General features: G+C 65.1%; 22 protein-coding genes. All 22 read left to right on the top strand.

The window, feature by feature from the left end; genetic code table 11:
• The first annotated feature begins 391 nt into the window (after positions 1–391).
• The 22 genes from AAAV21_RS01340 to AAAV21_RS01235 all read left to right on the top strand — a co-directional run bounded on the left by AAAV21_RS01340 (position 392) and on the right by AAAV21_RS01235 (position 17,008).
• The gene (locus AAAV21_RS01340; protein ID WP_349106896.1) at positions 392–1,423 is read left to right on the top strand and encodes a hypothetical protein; all 1,032 of its coding nucleotides are present in this window, start codon (positions 392–394) and stop codon (positions 1,421–1,423) included.
• Positions 1,424–1,433: 10 nt separating this feature from the next.
• On the top strand, positions 1,434–1,775 hold the full coding sequence (locus AAAV21_RS01335) for a hypothetical protein (protein ID WP_349106895.1): 342 nt from the start codon (positions 1,434–1,436) through the stop codon (positions 1,773–1,775).
• Between the two features lies 1 nt (position 1,776).
• Complete coding sequence (locus AAAV21_RS01330) at positions 1,777–1,887, top strand: CD1375 family protein (RefSeq protein ID WP_349106893.1); 111 nt, start codon at positions 1,777–1,779, stop codon at positions 1,885–1,887.
• Between the two features lie 78 nt (positions 1,888–1,965).
• Positions 1,966–3,705 carry a phage minor head protein gene (locus AAAV21_RS01325; RefSeq protein WP_349106892.1) on the top strand — a complete coding sequence of 580 codons (1,740 nt, stop codon included), beginning with the start codon at positions 1,966–1,968 and terminating at the stop codon, positions 3,703–3,705.
• 1 nt (position 3,706) lies between these two features.
• The gene (locus tag AAAV21_RS01320) at positions 3,707–3,973 is read left to right on the top strand and encodes a hypothetical protein (protein ID WP_349106890.1); all 267 of its coding nucleotides are present in this window, start codon (positions 3,707–3,709) and stop codon (positions 3,971–3,973) included.
• 85 nt (positions 3,974–4,058) lie between these two features.
• Positions 4,059–4,280, top strand: coding sequence for a hypothetical protein (locus AAAV21_RS01315; RefSeq protein WP_349106888.1), 222 nt, complete (start codon positions 4,059–4,061; stop codon positions 4,278–4,280).
• A complete protein-coding gene (locus AAAV21_RS01310; protein ID WP_006234184.1) occupies positions 4,280–4,702 on the top strand; it encodes an HK97 gp10 family phage protein in 423 nt (140 codons plus the stop codon). Before AAAV21_RS01315 ends, AAAV21_RS01310 begins: the two co-directional genes overlap by 1 nt.
• A gap of 109 nt (positions 4,703–4,811) precedes the next feature.
• Entirely contained in the window at positions 4,812–5,375 is a 564-nt protein-coding gene (locus tag AAAV21_RS01305) for a hypothetical protein (RefSeq protein ID WP_349106885.1), read from the top strand.
• Between the two features lie 9 nt (positions 5,376–5,384).
• A complete protein-coding gene (locus AAAV21_RS01300) occupies positions 5,385–6,266 on the top strand; it encodes a P22 phage major capsid protein family protein (protein ID WP_343006739.1) in 882 nt (293 codons plus the stop codon).
• 8 nt (positions 6,267–6,274) lie between these two features.
• A complete protein-coding gene (locus AAAV21_RS01295) occupies positions 6,275–6,691 on the top strand; it encodes a hypothetical protein (protein ID WP_270225849.1) in 417 nt (138 codons plus the stop codon).
• Positions 6,688–7,041, top strand: coding sequence for a hypothetical protein (locus tag AAAV21_RS01290; protein WP_349106884.1), 354 nt, complete (start codon positions 6,688–6,690; stop codon positions 7,039–7,041). Before AAAV21_RS01295 ends, AAAV21_RS01290 begins: the two co-directional genes overlap by 4 nt.
• Positions 7,031–7,399, top strand: a complete 369-nt coding sequence (locus AAAV21_RS01285) for a hypothetical protein (RefSeq protein WP_349106881.1) — start codon at positions 7,031–7,033, stop codon at positions 7,397–7,399. Before AAAV21_RS01290 ends, AAAV21_RS01285 begins: the two co-directional genes overlap by 11 nt.
• Positions 7,400–7,407: 8 nt before the next feature.
• A complete protein-coding gene (locus AAAV21_RS01280; protein ID WP_270225844.1) occupies positions 7,408–7,977 on the top strand; it encodes a hypothetical protein in 570 nt (189 codons plus the stop codon).
• A 2-nt stretch (positions 7,978–7,979) separates the two neighbouring features.
• Positions 7,980–8,405, top strand: coding sequence for a hypothetical protein (locus AAAV21_RS01275; RefSeq protein ID WP_349106879.1), 426 nt, complete (start codon positions 7,980–7,982; stop codon positions 8,403–8,405).
• Between the two features lie 125 nt (positions 8,406–8,530).
• Entirely contained in the window at positions 8,531–8,701 is a 171-nt protein-coding gene (locus AAAV21_RS01270; RefSeq protein WP_349106877.1) for a hypothetical protein, read from the top strand.
• Positions 8,702–11,125 carry a hypothetical protein gene (locus AAAV21_RS01265; protein ID WP_349106875.1) on the top strand — a complete coding sequence of 808 codons (2,424 nt, stop codon included), beginning with the start codon at positions 8,702–8,704 and terminating at the stop codon, positions 11,123–11,125.
• 1 nt (position 11,126) lies between these two features.
• Complete coding sequence (locus AAAV21_RS01260) at positions 11,127–13,313, top strand: fibronectin type III domain-containing protein (RefSeq protein WP_349106873.1); 2,187 nt, start codon at positions 11,127–11,129, stop codon at positions 13,311–13,313.
• Positions 13,306–14,871, top strand: coding sequence for a hypothetical protein (locus tag AAAV21_RS01255; protein ID WP_349106871.1), 1,566 nt, complete (start codon positions 13,306–13,308; stop codon positions 14,869–14,871). The genes AAAV21_RS01260 and AAAV21_RS01255 overlap by 8 nt, the downstream gene beginning before the upstream one ends.
• Complete coding sequence (locus AAAV21_RS01250) at positions 14,868–15,125, top strand: hypothetical protein (protein ID WP_349106869.1); 258 nt, start codon at positions 14,868–14,870, stop codon at positions 15,123–15,125. Before AAAV21_RS01255 ends, AAAV21_RS01250 begins: the two co-directional genes overlap by 4 nt.
• A 78-nt stretch (positions 15,126–15,203) precedes the next feature.
• A complete protein-coding gene (locus AAAV21_RS01245; protein WP_349106867.1) occupies positions 15,204–15,617 on the top strand; it encodes a hypothetical protein in 414 nt (137 codons plus the stop codon).
• A 10-nt stretch (positions 15,618–15,627) separates the two neighbouring features.
• Positions 15,628–15,933, top strand: a complete 306-nt coding sequence (locus tag AAAV21_RS01240) for a hypothetical protein (protein WP_349106866.1) — start codon at positions 15,628–15,630, stop codon at positions 15,931–15,933.
• Position 15,934: 1 nt separating this feature from the next.
• Complete coding sequence (locus AAAV21_RS01235; RefSeq protein WP_349106864.1) at positions 15,935–17,008, top strand: peptidoglycan recognition family protein; 1,074 nt, start codon at positions 15,935–15,937, stop codon at positions 17,006–17,008.
• Positions 17,009–17,195: the final 187 nt, after the last annotated feature.

The raw sequence follows: 17,195 nt of genomic DNA, 5'->3' as shown, positions 1-17,195 counted from the left end.
ACTTCGTCTCCCGGCTTTCTGCTACGGGCCGTAGCCGGGGGTGAATCAGGGCGTAGCCCTGAGAGGGGGCTGGCCCCCTCCTAACTCCAAACAGGGATTCACGGTGAGGGCGGCGCTGGTTTCTGGTTCAGTTCCTCGGCAACCTGAGGAACGGCTCGAATGCCGGTCTTCGTTACGCGAACTCGAGGAACAGGTCCGGTAGGGCCACTTGGAACTTCGTCTCCCGGCAATCTGTCTATAAATCTCTACTCGCACCGTGTCTACCGCACCCGCCGCTTTCTGGCGGGACGCGGCTCAGCCTGACTCCTTTGAGTGAAATATGTCCGCAAGGCTCACGGGCTGGTAGCCGCAAGGCGAACGCTCGTATGACAGACAGAAAGAGCTTTGATCTATGAAAACCTACTGCAAGGGCCTCGAGTTCACGCGCAGAAGCGTCGTCGAGGCCCTGCACCGATGGAAGAAAAGCGATTCCGGCAAGGAGAACGGCTGGCGCGTCGCCGACGAATACGGCACCGAGACGGCGTTCGTCGACCGCATCTGGCTAGAGCTCTCGACTGAGACACTGACGTTCGAGCCCATCCGAACCTATCTGAAGCACGACCCGAACAGCGGCAAGCTGCGCGAGATAAGCGTCGAGAGCATCAAGCGGCAGGTGTGCAACTACCTTTGCGTTGGGGCGCTCGAGCCGCTCCTTGCCGCCAAGGTCGGCTTCTGGCAGGTGTCGAGCGGCGTCAAGGGCAAGGGCGCGGCGCTGGGGATGCGCAAGCTCAGGCGCGAGGTTCACCGCTTCGCCTACCACGTACACGTCGACATCCGCAACTGCTACGGCTCGATGCGGACGGCGGTGGTGGAGGGTCTGGTGGCGCGATACGTCAAGAACAGCCAGGTCCTCTACCTGCTCCATTCGCTGCTGTCGACGATGAACGGCGTCCTTATCCTCGGCAGCTACCTGTCGCTTCGGTTGGCGGCGTTCGTGATCTCGTTCGCGTACCACGCGGTCGAGGAGGCGGCGAAGGAGCGGCGCGGCAAGCGCGTGAGGCTCGCGGGATGCCAGGTGTGGTACGCCGACGACGGCTATTTTCTCGGCAACTCAAAGCGCTCGCTCGGGAAGGTAGCGGCCATCGCCGCGCGCGTTTTGGGGCGGCTAGGATTGTCGCTGAAACCGTGGAAGGTGAGGCGCAACGGCGCCGAGCCCATCGACTTCGCGGGCTATCGCATCTGGTGCGCTCGCGGGCGCCGGGTCGATCTGCGAAAGAGACTCTGGAAACGACTGCGACGCGCGTTCGCGCGCTACTGGCGCAGACGCACCGAGCGTTTGGCGAGGCGCGTGTGCTCTTACTGGGGCTGGCTGAAAACGGCCGTCATGGAGCACCAGATGAACGGTAGGCGGTGCATATTCAACGCGGCGAGGGCCGTGGGTTAGGAGGAAAAACATGGTTGTGAAGTCGGAGCGAACAAACGAGAGGCCCGAGACGGTCGAGATCGCGGGGACCGACGTCTGGTTGCGCCGCGGCATCGCCGAGGGCGAGCGCGAGGAGCAGGGCGGCGAGGGCGGTTCCGTCAAGGTGAAGGTGTTCACCTATGAGGAGCTGCACTTCACCGACCCGACTGGCGAGCTGACGGTCGAGGGCGCAAAGGCCGACTTTGACACCGTCTGGGCGGCACACGAGGCGGACGGCATGAGCATGGAGGAGCAGATCGCATCGCTCCAGCAGCAGGTCGCCGACTCGCAGGCGGCCCTTCTCGAGCTCGGCGACATCGTTGGAGGTGAGTAACTTGGCGAAGATCTACTACCGCGCCGTGAAAAGCGGCAAGCGCACGCTCGAGAGCGTTCCCGAGCGCTGGCGCGACGAGGTGCGCCAGATGCTAGAGACAGACGGCGAGTAGGGAAGGGCCCCGGCTTCGGTCGGGGCCCTTTTCCGTTATGCGCGGGCGACCATGCGTGCCGACGATTGGAGGCGGCGCATGGCAAGGGATAGCGCTCACGAGTTCTCAGACGCCGAGATTCGGGCGTTCGAGCGCGAGGTGGCGGGAGTGTACGGCGAGGCGGGCAAGACCGCCTACGCCAACCTCAAGCGCTATCTGGCGCAGTTCGAGGCCGACGACGAGAAGATGCGCGGGCGGCTCGAGGCCGGCGAGATCACCAAGGCGCAATACAGGTCTTGGCGAAGCGGGAAGATCGCAGCGGGCAGGCGCTACCGAATCGTCCTCAAGCAGTGCGCCGAGGCAATGACGCACGCGAACGTCGTCGCGGCCGCCGCCATCGAGGGCAGGCTGCCCGAGGTCTACGCCGAGAACTACAACTACGGCACGTGGCAGGTCGAGAGCGCCGTTGGCGTTGACACGGCCTACGCGCTGCAGGACGCCTCGACCGTTCAGAGGCTGCTCACCGACCACGACAGCTACCTGCCCAAGCCGTCCGTCAACGTCGCCAAGGACGTGGCGTGGAACCGCCGGCTCATCGCCAACCAGATCACGCAGGGCGTGCTTCTCGGCGAGTCGATACCAAAGATAGCCAAGCGCATGCAGGACGTGACGGGGTCGAATCGCGCGGCTGCGGTACGTCTGGCGCGCACCTCGACGACGGCGGCGGAGAACGCCGGGCGCGTCGACAGCTACAAGAGGGCCAAGGGGCTCGGTATCAAGGTGCAGCAGGAATGGGTGGCGACGCTCGACCTGCGCACGCGCTCGAGCCACAGGCAGCTCGACGGCGAGAAGGTCGAGGTCGGGGATAAGTTCAGCAACGGGTGCCGCTATCCCGGCGACCCCGAGGCGCCGTATGCCGAGACGGCGAACTGCCGCTGCACGCTGGTGGCGTGCTGTGACGGACTCGACGTGCTCGACGGCGAACGTTTCAGCCGCCTGCCCGAGGGTATGACATACGAGGAATGGAAGGCGGGCAAGCCCGCCGTCAACGGCGCGAAGCCCGCGAACCGCACCATCTCAGAGTTCATGGAAATGCCTGGAACCAAGCGCAAGCTGGACGTGGCGGGCGTGTCCAAGACCGAGGCGCGAAAGCGGCTCTCGCGCCAGCTCGAGGACTACGGCATACCATCGAGCGGGTTCAGGAAGATGTCGGCGGGCGACCAGCAGAAGGTGCTCGGCACGGTGCTTGCGCCCGGTTCGACGCCCATTGTCAACGGCCGGCGTGTTTTCAAGGAGATCAAGGGCGAGCATTCCGCAGGCTCCGACCTTGCCAAGGTCAACCCGAACTTTAAGACAAAGAAGGACAAAGACGGCAGGTACTCGTACAACTGCCAAAGGTGCGTTCCGGCGTATGAGGCGAGACGGCGTGGGCTCGACGTCGTTGCGAAGCCGGTTAAGATGAACAAGTGGGGGAAAATATCGGCATATGACCCCTTCGCGCGCGCCGAGTCGTACAAAAAGGTGTTTCCGGGGGCCACTTGGAAACGTGGTGGCGATAAGCCGGAGAAAGAAATAACGTCATTCCTCCTTGCGGTAAACGGGGACGCGAGGGCCGAGGTCTCCGTTTCCTGGGACCACGCGCTTTGCGGCAAGAGCGGACGACACGTTTTCGTTGCGGAAAAGACGGGAAACGCTATCAAGTTCATAGACCCACAGAGCGGTGATGAGGACGTGAGCTGGTATTTTGGTATAATCAAGGCCGAGGAGACGGAGTTCGCGCGAGTTGACGACGCCGAGTTTGGCGATCTTATCGACGAGTGCCTGACGACAAGAGGTTGACATGCTCACATTGGAAGAGGCCATAAAGCCGATTCTGGAAGAGGAGGCCGTAGACGGATACGGCCCAGTGTGCGCATACGAGGGCAAATATCATTGGTTCGTCGGTTTCGGCTTCGATGGAAAGATGACCCCGGGCGACACTCCTTATGCCATCGACAAGGAAACGGGCAGGATTGACTTCTTTCCGATTCCATTTTTCCTCAGAGGCGAGAGTCCATCGGCTATCGAGCTTGAGATGGACAAGGCCCACGAGGTAAAAGTCCAATAGATCACAGCAGGCCCCGCCACGGCGGGGCTTTTTTCATGCCGCGTGACCATGCCGCGACACTGCCCGCAGAGAGATTGGGGCAGGCATGAAAGAGCTATTCACTTGTGCGAACTGCGGCGGCTGCGCCGTAAAGCTGGGTTTCGGCTTCACGTTCCCGGATACCTACATCTGCACGCAGCGCGGCGACGATGTCGAGCCCGACGACGGCTGCACGCTCGGGTGCGAGGGCTTGCCGGTGCAGGCCATCGAGGCCATCGAGGCGGACGTCAACGGCCGCGTTGGCTACGGCTGCGAGGTGCTCGACTGATGGCTTACGGGCTCGTCGGCGGCGTCGGTGACCACGGGCGGCACGGCACCCTCATCACCGAGGAGATCGTAAACGCCGCGAAGCTGGATACCGCCGAGTGCATCGAGATACGGCAGAACAACATCGAGCAGGTCGAGAAGGCCCTCCTGCGCGCCTATAAAACGGGCCTAGAGGAGATAGGCCTCGTCGCGGAGGGCTACGCCAAGGCGACGTGCCCGGTCGACACGGGCAGGTTGCGCAACTCTGTCACGCACCTCCTCAAAGGCTACGACTGCTTCATCGGTACAAATGTCGAGTATGCGCCGTACGTCGAGGAGGGAACTTCCCGCATGAAGGGCAAGCACTTCCTGCGCAAGGCGGCAACGGGTCACGGCGACACGTACCGGGCGATTCTCGAGAAGCACCTGAGGGGTGGCGCGTAGGGCCGCGTTACTCCGCTTGGATACTCACCCTTGCCGCGAGGTATTGCGGCGCGGGCCCTGCCGAGGCAACAGGCTGGGACCCGCCCATTCCGAAGCAAGGGAGATTCTGTTGGCACTCACGCGAAAGATGCTCAAGGCAATGGGCATCGAGGACGAGAAGATCGACCAGATCATCGAGGAGCACGCCGAGAGCGTGAACGCGCTCAAGGCGCAGCGAGACGAGCTCAAGGAGGCCGCGGGCAAGGCGGACGGCTACAAGAAGGAGCTGGACGCGCTCAAGGCCAAGGGCGAGGGCGCGGGCGAGTACGAGGAAAAGTACAAGGCCAAGTGCAAGGAGCTCGACGACTTCAAGGCCAAGGTCGAGGGCGAGAAAGCCGCAGCCGAGAAGCGCGGCCTGTACCGAGAGCTGCTCAAGTCGGCGGGCGTCGACCCCAAGCGCATCGAGACCGTTCTCAAGGTCTCCGACCTCGAGAACGTGACCGTCAAGGACGGCGCTATCGAGGGCGCGGACAAGCTCACCGAGGGCATCAAGGCCGACTGGGCCGACTTCATCGCAACCACAACCGTCAAGGGCGCCGACGTGGCCCACGCCCCCAAGGGCGAGGGCGGCAAGGACATCAACGAAATGAGCACCGCCGAGTACATGAAGTACAAGGCGGAGCAGAGAGGCTAAGGGGTTTCTATGTCGAACACCATCCTTACACCCAACATCATCGCCAACGAGGCGCTGGACGTTCTGCGCACCAACGCCGTCATGGCCAACCTCGTCCACCGCGACTACTCCTCCGAGTTCGTCGCTGGCGTGGGCGACACCATCACCGTCCGCAAGCCCGCCACCTTCGAGGCCAAGGAGTTTACTACCGAGGTCGAGGTGCAGGACGCCACGGAGGGCAAGGTTCCCGTCAAGATGGACAAGCTGCTCGACGTGACGTTCGCCGTCACGTCCAAGGAGCTGACGATGGGCATCGTCGACTTCTCCGCGCAGTTCCTCGTCCCCGCGATGCAGGCCTTCGCCGACAAGATCGACGGCTACCTGCTCGCGCTCGAGAAGGACGTCACGAACCGCGTCGACCACACCAAGGGCGCCATCGCCGTGGCAGACATCATCGCCGCCCGCAAGTTCCTCGTGGACGCCAAGGCGCCCTCCACGGAGCGCCGCTTCGTCTACGGCTCCCAGGCCGAGGCCGACCTGCTCAACACCGAGGCGTTCACCAATGCCTCCGCCGTCGGCGACAACGGCACCGCCCTCAAGGAGGCATCGCTTGGCCGCAAGTACGGCCTCGACTTCTACTGCGACCAGAACGTTCAGAAGACGACTGCCGAGACGGCGAACTACACGCCGTCCATCGCGTTCCACAAGAACGCCTTCGCGCTCGTGACCCGCCAGCTCGAGATGCCGCTCGGTGCCCCCAAGGCGTACTCCACCTCCTACGACGGTTTCGGCCTGCGCGTCGTGCAGGGCTACGACCAGAAGACCAAGACCGACACCGTCTCCATCGACATGCTCTGCGGCGTCAAGACCCTCAGCCCCGAGCTCGCCGCCGTCATCACCGATAAGCGATAGGCGCAGAGATGCTCGAGCAGGTGCTTCTGTCGCTGCGCAACTGGTTCGTCGCCGACAAGCGCACGGGGCGCGTCCGCATCGAGGACGGCCGCCTCGTGCCGCCCGCAGCCCTCGGCCTCAAGGAGGGCCAGTACGTCCGCATCACGGGCTCGACCTTCAACGACGGGCTGCACGCGTGGCCCTACAACGGCCTGACGGACGAGGAGTTCGTCGGCACCGTCTGGGCGCTCGCCATCCCGCAGGCCGTGGTCGACCTCGCTGATGAGATCGCAGCGTGGCAGACCGAGCACGCCAAGGAGCTGGACAGCCCCTACGCGAGCGAGAGCTTCGGCGGCTACAGCTACACGCGCGTCGGCGGCGACGGCTCGCCCATCACGTGGCGGCAGCAGTTCAAGGCGCGTCTCGATCCTTGGAGAAAGCTGTGAGCCGCCTGTACGAGCGCATGGCGGTAGCGTGCACGAAGCTCGTCACAAAGACCGAGCCCGATGGTGAGGGCGGCTTCAAGACCGTCCACGCCGTCGGCGACGGCTTCACGGCGGCGATCGTGCGCGACAGCTCGACGGCCTCGCGCATCGCGGAGCACGACGGCGTGAGGAACGTCTACACCGTGACGACCGCCGAGCCGCTGCGGTACGGCGACCTCTTCCAGCGTGCGTTCGACGGGCAGGTATTCCGCTGCACGTCGAACGCGGACGACGGCGCCGCGCCGTGCTGCGCGTCGTTTGGCTTCGGCCAGTGCAGCGCGGAGGAGTGGGAGGTGCCGGATGGCGACTAAGGCGGAGGCGCTGCAGGCTTGGCTCGAGGGCTTCGGCCTTCCCGTGTACCGCGACTCGGCGGTGCCGGGCGAGGCGAAGATGCCCTATATCACCTACGACCTGCCGACCGCGGCGTTCGGCACGCAGTGCAACTCCGAGGTGAACCTCTGGTACCGGACCTCGTCCGAGGCCGCGCCCAACGCCAAGGCCGAGGAGGTCGCCCGGGCGCTCGGGCTCTCCGGCGTGCTGCTGCCGTGCGACGGCGGCGGTATGTGGGTGATGCAGGGCGAGCCGTTCTGCAACGCCATGGCCGACGAGGACAACGCCGTGAAGCGCCGAATCATCAACCTGACCATTGAGTACATGACCAGCTACTAGGAGGTCATATGTCTAAGTTCACGCGCATCCCCGAGAACACGTTCAAGGAGATCGTCATCAACGCGGGCCTGCTCGCCACGAATTTCAACCCCAAGACCGCCGAGGTCGCGGAGTCCGAGCTGATGGGCGCGACGAGCGGCGGAACCAGCTTCGCCGCCACGCCCAGCTTCATCGACTATGGCGAGGACATCGACAACTGCCCCGCCAACACGATGGAGCTGAAGCGCATCGACAGCATCGAGGCCAAGCTGAGCGGCACCTTCGTGACGCTGAACACCGCGCTCGGCAAGAAGCTCGCAGCCGCAGCCGACGAGACCGAGGGGAAGATCGTCCCGCGCTCCGCGCTCTCGGAGGAGGACTTCGCCGACATCTGGCTCATCGGCGACTACTCGGGCGAGAACGGCAACGGCTATATCGCCATCCGCCTCATCAACGCGCTCAACACGGGCGGCCTGCAGATCACGACGCAGAACAAGGCCAAGGGCCAGTTCGCGTTCGAGTTCACGGGCCACTACTCAATCAAGAACCCCGAGATCGTGCCCTACGAGCTGTATATCAAACAGGAGATTGGAGCCTAACCATGAAACTGGAGAACCTTAACGCCGACGAGTTCCAGAACGCCATGTGCCTGCTGGCGGACGTTGCCGAGGACGTCATGAACGGCGAACTCGGCGCGAAGGCCAAGGCGGCCTACGCCAAGTTCCGCACCGATTCCGCCAAGGCCAAAGCCAAGGCGACCGCCAAGGCGAAGGGCGACCCCGAGGCCGCGAAGGCAGCCGCCACCGCCGAGGTCAACGGCCTCGCCGTGGACATGGTGGTGGGTCTTCTGCCCGACGTGCTGCGCCAGGGTGGCGAGATCAGCTACAAGCTGCTCGCCGCACTCGACGGCCAGACGCTCGAGGAGTACAAGGCCGAGTTCACCGTCAAGAAGTGGGTGAACGACATCAAGGATGCCATCGACGGCATCGACGGCATCAAGGACGTCCTGGCTCCTTTTTTTGGATAGCCGCCGAGGACCCATCTCACATATGGCTCTGTCTGGGCGAGTACGTCGGGCCACGGCGTGCTCGCCCTTTCTCTAGGTACATGGTCGCGCGGTGGCGCGAGCGGGACGAGCGGGAGGCGTTCCGCGTGTACCTGAGCGAGTCGGTGCGCCTCATGGCGCAGGGGAAGTGGCTCAAGGAGCCGTTCCTGAGCATCGTCAACGGCGGTGCGGGCGATGGGTCCGAGGCGGGGGACACGCGCAGCGGCGACGAGATCGCCGCAGACATCATCGAGCGGATGGGATTGAAGGTGGTCTAGGTGAACCTTCTCGACCTGATGATTAAGGTCGGCCTCAAGGACGAGGCCAGCGGCAAGGCCGAGGGCGTGGCCTCGAAGGTCGTGGGCACGCTCGGCAAGGCCGGCGCGACCGCCGCCAAGGCGATAGGCGTTGGCGTCGCCGCCGTGGGGGCGGGCGTCGCCGCCATCGGCGTGGCGAGCACGCAGGCCTACGCCGCGTACGAGCAGAACGTCGGCGGTATCCAGAAGATTTTCGGAAACATGGGCAAGTCGCTCGACGAGTACGCCGCCCTCACTGGGCAGACCGTCGAGCAGTGCGGCGATAAGTGGAAACAGCTCGAGGTCGCGCAGGCAAAGGCGCTGGCGAACGCCGACGCCGCCTACAAGACGTGCGGGCAGAGCGCGAACGCCTACATGGAGCAGGTGACGGGCTTCTCCGCCGCGCTGGTGTCGAGCCTCGGCGGCGACACGGTGAAGGCCGTGGACTACGCCAACATGGCGATGGTCGACATGAGCGACAACGCCAACACGTTCGGTACCGACATGGAGGCGCTCACCAACGCCTACCAGGGCTTCTCGAAGCAAAAATACACGATGCTCGACAACCTGAAACTGGGCTACGGCGGCACCAAGGAGGAGATGCAGCGCCTGATCAAGGACGCGCACGCCGTAAACTCCGCCGTTGACGAGTCGAGCCTGTCCTTCGACAACATCGTGCTCGCTATCCACACGATGCAGGAGCAGATGAACATCGCGGGAACGACCTCACGCGAGGCCGCGACCACCATCGAGGGCAGCGTCAACACGATGAAGGCCGCGTGGGAGAACTGGCTCACCGAGCTTGGCAAGGACGACGCCGACATGGGCAAGCTCACCGAGGAGCTGGTCGAGTCGGTCGAGACGGCGGCCTCCAACGTCATCCCGCGCGTGGCGACCATCGTCGGCACGGCGCTGTCGCAGCTGCCGAGCCTCGTCACGTCGGTCGGTCCCGTGCTGGGGCAGGCCTTCGTCGACATCTTCACGCAGGCGCTCGACAGCGCGGCGGAGGCCGTGCCCGGGCCCATGGGCGACATCCTCTCCGCCGTGTCGGACGGCGTGGACGAGATCGGCGAGCGCTTCAAGGGCCTGCGCGAGATCTGGTCGGCTGGTGACAACCCGCTCGAGTCTCTGCACCTCGCCATGGTCTACGGTCTGACGCTGCTCGAGGGCGACCTTTCCACGCTGCAGGAGAACATCACCTCATCGCTGCCCGGCATCGCCGATGGCTTCGCCGACGTGGGCGGCGAGGTCGTTCCCAGGCTCGCCGAGGGAATCGAGATGGGGCTGTCGTTCCTCTCCGAGACGGCGGCGTCGCTCATGACATCGCTCGGCGGCTACCTGTCCGAGAACCTGCCCTCCATCACGGAGAGCGGCCTGCAGATTCTCACCGGCCTCTCCGAGTCCATAGCCGAGAACGCGGGCGTTCTGGCAGAGGGCGCGGCGAACCTCATCGTCGGCTTGGCACAGGGTATCGCCGACAGCCTGCCGACCATCATCGAGCAGGCCCCGGTCATCGTGCAGAACCTCGCCAGCGCGATCAACGACAACGCGCCGATACTGCTCGGTGCCGGCATCCAGGCAATCGTGACGCTGGCACTTGGCATCGTGCAGGCGATACCGACGCTCATCGCCAACATCCCGGCCATCTTCTCGGCTTTCGTCTCGGCTTGGTCGGCGCTCGACTGGCTGAGCCTAGGCAGGAACGCCATCACGTTCCTGGGCAACGGCATCACCGGCATGGCCGGCTTCGTGAGCACGTGCGGCTCCAACATCGTGTCCGCCATCCGCGGCGCAATACAGAACCTGCCGTCCACCCTGGCGAGCATCGGCCGCAACGGAATCAGCAGCCTGGGCTCCGCCATCCGCGGCGCGGTCGGCTTCGTGACCTCGGCGGCCTCGAGTATCGGCAGTTCCATCATGGGCGCCCTGTCCTCCATCCCGGGCCGCGTGGTCTCCATCGGCTCGCAGATCGTGCAGGGCATCGCAAACGGAATCAGCGGCGCGGCGGGCGTGGTCGTGAGCAAGATTACCGGCGTGGTGGGCGGCGCAATCGACGCGGCCAAGAACCTGCTCGGCATCCACTCGCCCTCGCGCGTGTTCCGCAAGATTTTCGGCTACGTCATGGAGGGCGCGGCCCTTGGCATTGACGACACGGCGGACGAGCCGGTGAAGTCCATGAGGTCGGCGGTGCGCAACGTCGAGAAGGCCGCCGTGTTCGGTGTGAGCGTTATCGGCGGCGGAGCATACGGATCGACCGCCTACGGCACCAGCGGTGTCGCGGGCGGCGGCAACGTTTACAACCTCTACCTCGACGGCGACCTGCTGGGCGTCGACGGGCGCGTGGTCTCCGCCTTCAGGAGCTTCGTCGCGGCGGTGGAGCAGAGCATGGCGATGGGGGTCGCGTAGCATGGCGCAGGGAAACTGGGTTCAAGGCGGCAGTGGCTATAGAAAGTACTGCTGGTGCGCGTACGTGGACGTTGCTGAGGTCGGGCGCACGGACACCACCGTGACCTACCGCGTCACGCACGGTTACGGCACGCGCTACGCCATCGACTGCTACGCAAACGGCAGCTCGTCGGCGGGCGGCTCGTGGAACGGCTCGGTCTACTCGACGAACAACTCCGGCTGGGTATGGGTGCAGTGCACGTCGCGCGACGTCGAGCTCGCACGCGGCAACGGCGACGCCTACAACCACACCTTCACGGGCCAGATTAACGTCACGGGCGGCTTCGGCAACGGAACGTCGAACGCCTCCAACACCGTCACGGTCCCGTGCCGTGCCTACCACACGCCGCACACGCCGAAGAACATCAGGGTGGAGCGCCTGAGCGACACCAGCGCGAAGGTCAGCTGGGACGTCGACTACACGGGCATGGACGGCGACTACCCCTGGTCGACCGTGACCGTCGGCGTGGTGAAGAACGGCCCGGGGAAGTTCACCGACGTCGGCACCGTCAGTTGGGATACCACGAGCCACACCTACAACGGCCTCGAGCCGGGCTGCATGTACATCTTCTCGGCCAAGGCGACGGGCCCCGGCGGCACGTCGGACTACGGCGTGAGCGCACCGGCGATCTACACCACGCCGACGGCGCTCGGCATGCTCGAGGCCGTCAAGGCGGAGGCGGCGAAGGTCGTGCTCAAGGGGCACGACGCACCGGCCTTCGTCGACAGCTGGGAGTTCCAGCTCACGACCGACGGTGGAAAGACGTGGGTCGATGCGGATGTAAGCGCCTCTTGGGAGGACGAGGAGGCACCGGCGGGTACGGTGCGCTACCGCGCCCGCGCGGTCAAGAGCGGCCTCAAGGGACCGTGGACGGAGTCAAACGAGGTCACGACAATATGCCCGCCGCTCGCACCGTCCATCAGGGGCGTCAGGGCGGCTTACGCCACAGGTTCGACCGCGACGCTCGAATGGGTGCCCAACCATCCGGACGGCTCGGCGCAGACCTCAGCCGAGGTGCAGGTCACGACGCCGACGGGCCCCACCACCACGACGGTCGATGGCCCGGGTACGAGCCTGAAGCTGCCGACCGGCACCAAGGGCCTCTACTCCGTGCGTGTGCGCACCAAGGGCCTCGACGAGGACTGGGGCGCATGGTCGAGCGCGGCGGCATATACCGTGGCGGACGCGCCCCAGGCATTCTTCACCGATCCGGCTGCGGACGGGGCGACCCTGCGCGCGGTGCCGCATACCTTCACGTGGAAGGTGGCCGACGAGACGGGCGTCAGCCGACAGTACCTGTCTTTGTGCGACATCAGGGGCAATCTCCTGTGGAGCGGGACTGTGGACAAGGACGCGCGCTCCTTTGGCCTCGGCTACGCGCAGCATGCCTTCGTCAACTTCACGCCGTACAGGGTCATGCTCACGGTCACGGCCGGATCGTCCCTATCGGTCACCGTCTCGAGAACTTTCCAGACCAACTGGGCACCGCCAGCCAAACCGTCGCTCAACATCTTCGTCGACGAGAGGTTGGGATGCCAGCTGTCGGTATTCCCAGGCAAGGCCGACAGCGACGACACGCCCGAGACGTCCCACTTCACCGTGTCGCGCGTCCTGCCCGACGGCTCGACCCTGCAGCTCGGCTCGCACCTTGCGGCGGGCGAGGGCGCGAGCGATCCGCTGCCTCCGCTCAACAGCGAGTTCGAGTACGTCGCGGTTGCCTACGCCGCGACGGGCGTGAGCACAGCGACGAGGGTCAAAACGACCGTGGCGAGCCGCGAGGTGGCTCTCAACTGGGGGGCCGGCGCTGAGAGGTCGTGGCTCGGGCGCTATCTCAAGGAGGGCTCGAGCCGTAAGGTGACGCACGGATACAAGATGCTGCACTTCGCCGACGGCGGGGAAGGGCTGCCCGTCTCGTACGGCATCAACGAGAGGGACGTCAAGGACAGCATGGACTTCCTGCTGCTCGACGAGGAGGACTACAAGTCATTCCTCGAGGTCATGAACATGGCGGGGCGCTTCTGGGTGCGCGATCTCTACGGCGAGCGGTTCCGCGCCCGCCTCAGCTGTAGCGTGAAGCGTTCCGACGGCGCGTGGGTGGCTTCGTGCGACCCGACGTGGGAGACGTGGGAGGAGCCCGCCAATGGCTGATAGCTGGATAAGGCCGTTCGACGCCTCCTACGACTTCGTGCGCGTATCACGTGAGACGGGGCTCGAGCTCGACTTCGTGCGCGACATCGAGAACGGCGGCTCCATCGAGCGCAATGCGAACACGGCGCTCTATGAGACTGCATCCCTGGACTTCGCCGACAAGTTCGACGTTGGCAACGACTTTCTGCGTGTGTACCTCAACGCCACCTTCACGGACGGCAGTAAGAGGCGCGAGTGCCTCGGAACATTCATGCCGCAGGTGGACTCGGTGGACATCGACGGCGCCTACCGCGAGGGCCAGATCAACGCCTACGGCCTCCTGAAGCGGCTCAAAGACGACGACTTCGACGGGCCGTACGTGATCGTTGCGGGCAGCAATCTGGTTGATGAGGCCGTCAAGATAGCCGAATCGGTCGGCCTCACCGTCTACGCCGACCCCAGCAGCCTCCTTCTGGGCAGCACCTTGGTTTTCGGCGTGGGCAGGGACAACGACGCTAAGAACAAGCTGGACGCGGTGGACCTGCTCCTCAAGGCGGCCGGGTTCCGCTCGCCGACGACCGACCGGATGGGCAACGTGATCTACAGGCGCTACGTCGAGCCTGCCGACATGCCCATCTCGGCGGAGTTCACCGAGGGCAGGGACGCGCGCTTCATGTCGGACATGACCGAATCGACCAACCGCGCCGAGGTCTGCAACGTCGTGCACGTGGACTTCAGCACGCAGGACGCATCGGTGCGCGGCACGGCGGTGGACGACTCGCCCGACTCCGACCTATCGACCGTCTCGGTCGGACGCCGCATCGTCAAGAGCTACAGCTACGACAGCCTGCCGGGCGTGGACACCGAGGACAGCAACCTTGTCGAGGGCGCCGCCAACGCCCTCATCGGCACCGGCAAGAAGTCGGATAAGAGCTTCAGGCAGAGCGATTCGCACGGCAGCATCCAGACCGTCTACGTCTCCGACTCGCCGCAGGTGGGCGTGCTCTTCGGCATCAAGGTCGTCTCGAGCGGTGGGCGCATCGGCTTCTGCCAGGACGAGGGGCCGAGCGTCAAGAAGGATACGGACTACACGCAGAGCGTATGGGTCAAGGGCACTAAGGGCGCGACGGGCATCATACAGTCTTTCTGGGATCAGGAGAGGGCGCTTGGCCCGGTGACCAAGGGGTTCACCATGACTGGCGAGTGGCAGAAGGTCAGCTACACCTACCACGCCACGGAGAACCACAACAAGATCAGCTGGGGCTACTGCTACATCGACGGCGGCGAGGCCATCTTCGTCGCCGACAAGGTCGAGGAGGGAGGCAACGCCACGCCTTGGCCTCAGGACGCCATGCAGGCGGCGGCGGACCGCAAGGCGGCTGAGCTGCTCGCCACCGAGCGCGCCGTGACGCGCACGGACGAGTTCAAGAGCGTGTACAAGCCCGTCGAGCCGTGCATGGCGGTGGCGATGAACTACAGGACCGGCGGGGTTGTCGGCAAGCTGGCAATCCAGAAGCAGACGCTGACGCTTGACGCCGGCTGCGTCATAAAGCACACGGCGAGGAGGTACGAGCGATGAGCGATTCGACGGCCGAGATCAAGGGCGCGGCGGCGCGGCTGGCGGCGGCGATGCCGTCGGGCGGCAAGCGGCTGACGATGGAGTTCGGCACGGTCGTGGGCGTCCACGACACGGCGCTCGACGTGATGCTGCACGGCGCGGTGGTGACGGTCCCGATGGTGCGCTCCTGCACGGGGTGCATCATCACCGACCGCGCCGTGATTCTGTCGCAGGGCCCGCTGGCCGTGTGCGTCGGCACGATGGCGGCTGTGTAGGCCGGCGTTACGGTGGCCTGAACCTGCAGTGTGGCGGGGAATGGGCCCCACCGCACTGCAGAACGGGAAGGAGGCCGGATGGAGGTGCTCAAGCTTTTCGCGCCGTACGGCCCGGGGTGGCTGGGAGGCGTGCTGCTTGTGCTCGTCGCCTTCTACTTCGGCAGGCAGTTTTTGGACGAATACAAGGCCCAAAACGAGCGCAAGGCGAACATCGACCTCAAGCGCGAGGAGCGCAAACAGGAGGAGGTGGCCGAGCGGGCGCAGCGCGACCGTGAGCGCTCGCAGATGGAGGGCCGCATCGCCGCCCAGATGGAGAGGTCCAACAGCCTCATGGAGGCCATGAAGACGCTGATGGAGTCCGTGGTGGCCTCGAACGAGGTGCTGCACTCGGACCTCGCGCACAGCCAGGCACGCAGCCAGGGAATGGCGCAGAAGGTCGACCATATTTGCGACCGAGTCGACCTCATGTACAACAAGGAGACAAGCAGATAGGAGCAATCAAATGACTGAGATTCAGGCCAGCCTCACCGTCGCCACGGTGCTCGTGGTGCCGTACATCGTGCAGGCCATCAAGACTAAGGCCATGACGGGCAGCGTCGCCCGCTGGACGGCCATCGCCGTCTCGGCGGGGTGCGGCGCCCTCACGGCCATGGCGGGAGGCGTGCCCACCGACCCCTCGGCGTGGGTGACGTCCATCTTCGCGTGTGTCGGCGGCGTGCAGGTGGCCTATGCCGCCTTCAAATCCGTCGGTATCACGGACAAATGGCTCGACGCGCTGCTCGCGCTCGGCGACATTAAGGAGGACTAACATGGCAGATTTCGCGAACGTCCAACCGGACGAGTACAAGCTCCTCGGCTGCAACTTCTCGGCGGGACGACCCTTCGGCATCAAGGGCGTCACGATCCACCATATGGCGGGTGACCTCAATGCGGCCCAGTGCAACAGCATCTGGGCCGCCAACGGCTGCTCTGCCCACTACTCGGTCGACCGCAACGGCTACATCGTGCAGCATGTCAACGACACCGACCGCGCCTACGCTTGCGGCGACGGCATCGGCACGGGCGGCGGCAACGACACCACGATCTCCATCGAGCACGCCAACAGCGCGCGCGGCCCGTGGACGGTTCACGACGCCGCTATCGAGAGCGGTGCGCACCTCGTGGCGGCTCTGTGCCTGTACTACGGGCTGGGCCGCCCGGCATGGATGGTGAACGTGTTCCCACACAAGCACTGGTCGTCCACGGCCTGCCCCGGCGAGCTGGCCGGCTCGCAGCGCGACCACTACATGCAGCGCGCCGTCGAGTGGTACGACGCGATGGTCGGCGGCACGCAGCCGTCCGCGCAGACTGTGCAGCCCGCGGCGACCCCTGCTGCGCCTTCGGCGTCGCAGGGCGCGCCGGGCGGTTTCCCTCGCTCCACTGGCGCCCGTGTTCCCGTACACTACTCGCTGCACCTCAAGGGTGGCGGCTGGCTGGACGAGGTGACTGACTTCGGTGCCGGCGACGACGGCTTCGCGGGCTACCCGTGCCGACAGCATGACCTCCTTTGCGCCCGAGTTGATCGCGGTACGCTCAAGTATCAGGTCCACACCGTCGAGGACGGCTGGCTCGACTGGGTCGCCAAGGGCGACCGCAACGACACCGTAAACGGCTGCGCCGGTATCGCCGGCCATACCATCGACGGCGTACGCATGTACTACGTGACGCCGAGCGGCGAGGAGTACAAGCAGGCGTGGTACCGCTCCCAGACCACTGCGCGCGCCGGATGGCTGAACACCGTGTGCGACGACGGCTCTACCTATAGCGGCGACAACTACGCCGGTATCTACGGCGAGCCGCTCGACCGTCTGCAGGTCTGCGTCACCGACGGGGTGCCGTGGTAATGGCTTTCGTCATGGGCGCGGCGCTCGGCGCGATTTTGGGCAGTTTCGTCACGGTTGTCGCGCTCGCCCTGATCTGGGGCGGGAGCGACCGCGGGCGATAACAGCAAAAGGGGCCGTGGCGGTTCGTCGCCACGGCCCCTTTCTCGTATCCCTCGAATATCCCAAGTGGGCGCAAAACCCCAAGTAC

Origin of the sequence: Collinsella sp. CLA-AA-H302 (assembly GCF_040093305.1) — a bacterium.
In the GTDB taxonomy this organism is placed as follows: Bacteria; Actinomycetota; Coriobacteriia; order Coriobacteriales; family Coriobacteriaceae; genus Collinsella.
Note: the sequence above shows the minus strand (reverse complement) of the source record. Positions and strands in the feature narration are given on the sequence as shown.

Excerpts from the sequence above, each read along its gene's own strand:
- AAAV21_RS01295 (WP_270225849.1), top strand. The coding sequence starts at position 6,275 with ATGCTCGAGCAGGTGCTTCTGTCGCTGCGCAACTGGTTCGTCGCCGAC.
- AAAV21_RS01275 (WP_349106879.1), top strand. The coding sequence starts at position 7,980 with ATGAAACTGGAGAACCTTAACGCCGACGAGTTCCAGAACGCCATGTGC.
- AAAV21_RS01250 (WP_349106869.1), top strand. The coding sequence starts at position 14,868 with ATGAGCGATTCGACGGCCGAGATCAAGGGCGCGGCGGCGCGGCTGGCG.
- AAAV21_RS01280 (WP_270225844.1), top strand. The coding sequence starts at position 7,408 with ATGTCTAAGTTCACGCGCATCCCCGAGAACACGTTCAAGGAGATCGTC.
- AAAV21_RS01310 (WP_006234184.1), top strand. The coding sequence starts at position 4,280 with ATGGCTTACGGGCTCGTCGGCGGCGTCGGTGACCACGGGCGGCACGGC.
- AAAV21_RS01245 (WP_349106867.1), top strand. The coding sequence starts at position 15,204 with ATGGAGGTGCTCAAGCTTTTCGCGCCGTACGGCCCGGGGTGGCTGGGA.
- AAAV21_RS01320 (WP_349106890.1), top strand. The coding sequence starts at position 3,707 with ATGCTCACATTGGAAGAGGCCATAAAGCCGATTCTGGAAGAGGAGGCC.
- AAAV21_RS01335 (WP_349106895.1), top strand. The coding sequence starts at position 1,434 with ATGGTTGTGAAGTCGGAGCGAACAAACGAGAGGCCCGAGACGGTCGAG.
- AAAV21_RS01260 (WP_349106873.1), top strand. The coding sequence starts at position 11,127 with ATGGCGCAGGGAAACTGGGTTCAAGGCGGCAGTGGCTATAGAAAGTAC.
- AAAV21_RS01315 (WP_349106888.1), top strand. The coding sequence starts at position 4,059 with ATGAAAGAGCTATTCACTTGTGCGAACTGCGGCGGCTGCGCCGTAAAG.
- AAAV21_RS01325 (WP_349106892.1), top strand. The coding sequence starts at position 1,966 with ATGGCAAGGGATAGCGCTCACGAGTTCTCAGACGCCGAGATTCGGGCG.
- AAAV21_RS01240 (WP_349106866.1), top strand. The coding sequence starts at position 15,628 with ATGACTGAGATTCAGGCCAGCCTCACCGTCGCCACGGTGCTCGTGGTG.
- AAAV21_RS01235 (WP_349106864.1), top strand. The coding sequence starts at position 15,935 with ATGGCAGATTTCGCGAACGTCCAACCGGACGAGTACAAGCTCCTCGGC.
- AAAV21_RS01340 (WP_349106896.1), top strand. The coding sequence starts at position 392 with ATGAAAACCTACTGCAAGGGCCTCGAGTTCACGCGCAGAAGCGTCGTC.
- AAAV21_RS01255 (WP_349106871.1), top strand. The coding sequence starts at position 13,306 with ATGGCTGATAGCTGGATAAGGCCGTTCGACGCCTCCTACGACTTCGTG.
- AAAV21_RS01285 (WP_349106881.1), top strand. The coding sequence starts at position 7,031 with ATGGCGACTAAGGCGGAGGCGCTGCAGGCTTGGCTCGAGGGCTTCGGC.
- AAAV21_RS01300 (WP_343006739.1), top strand. The coding sequence starts at position 5,385 with ATGTCGAACACCATCCTTACACCCAACATCATCGCCAACGAGGCGCTG.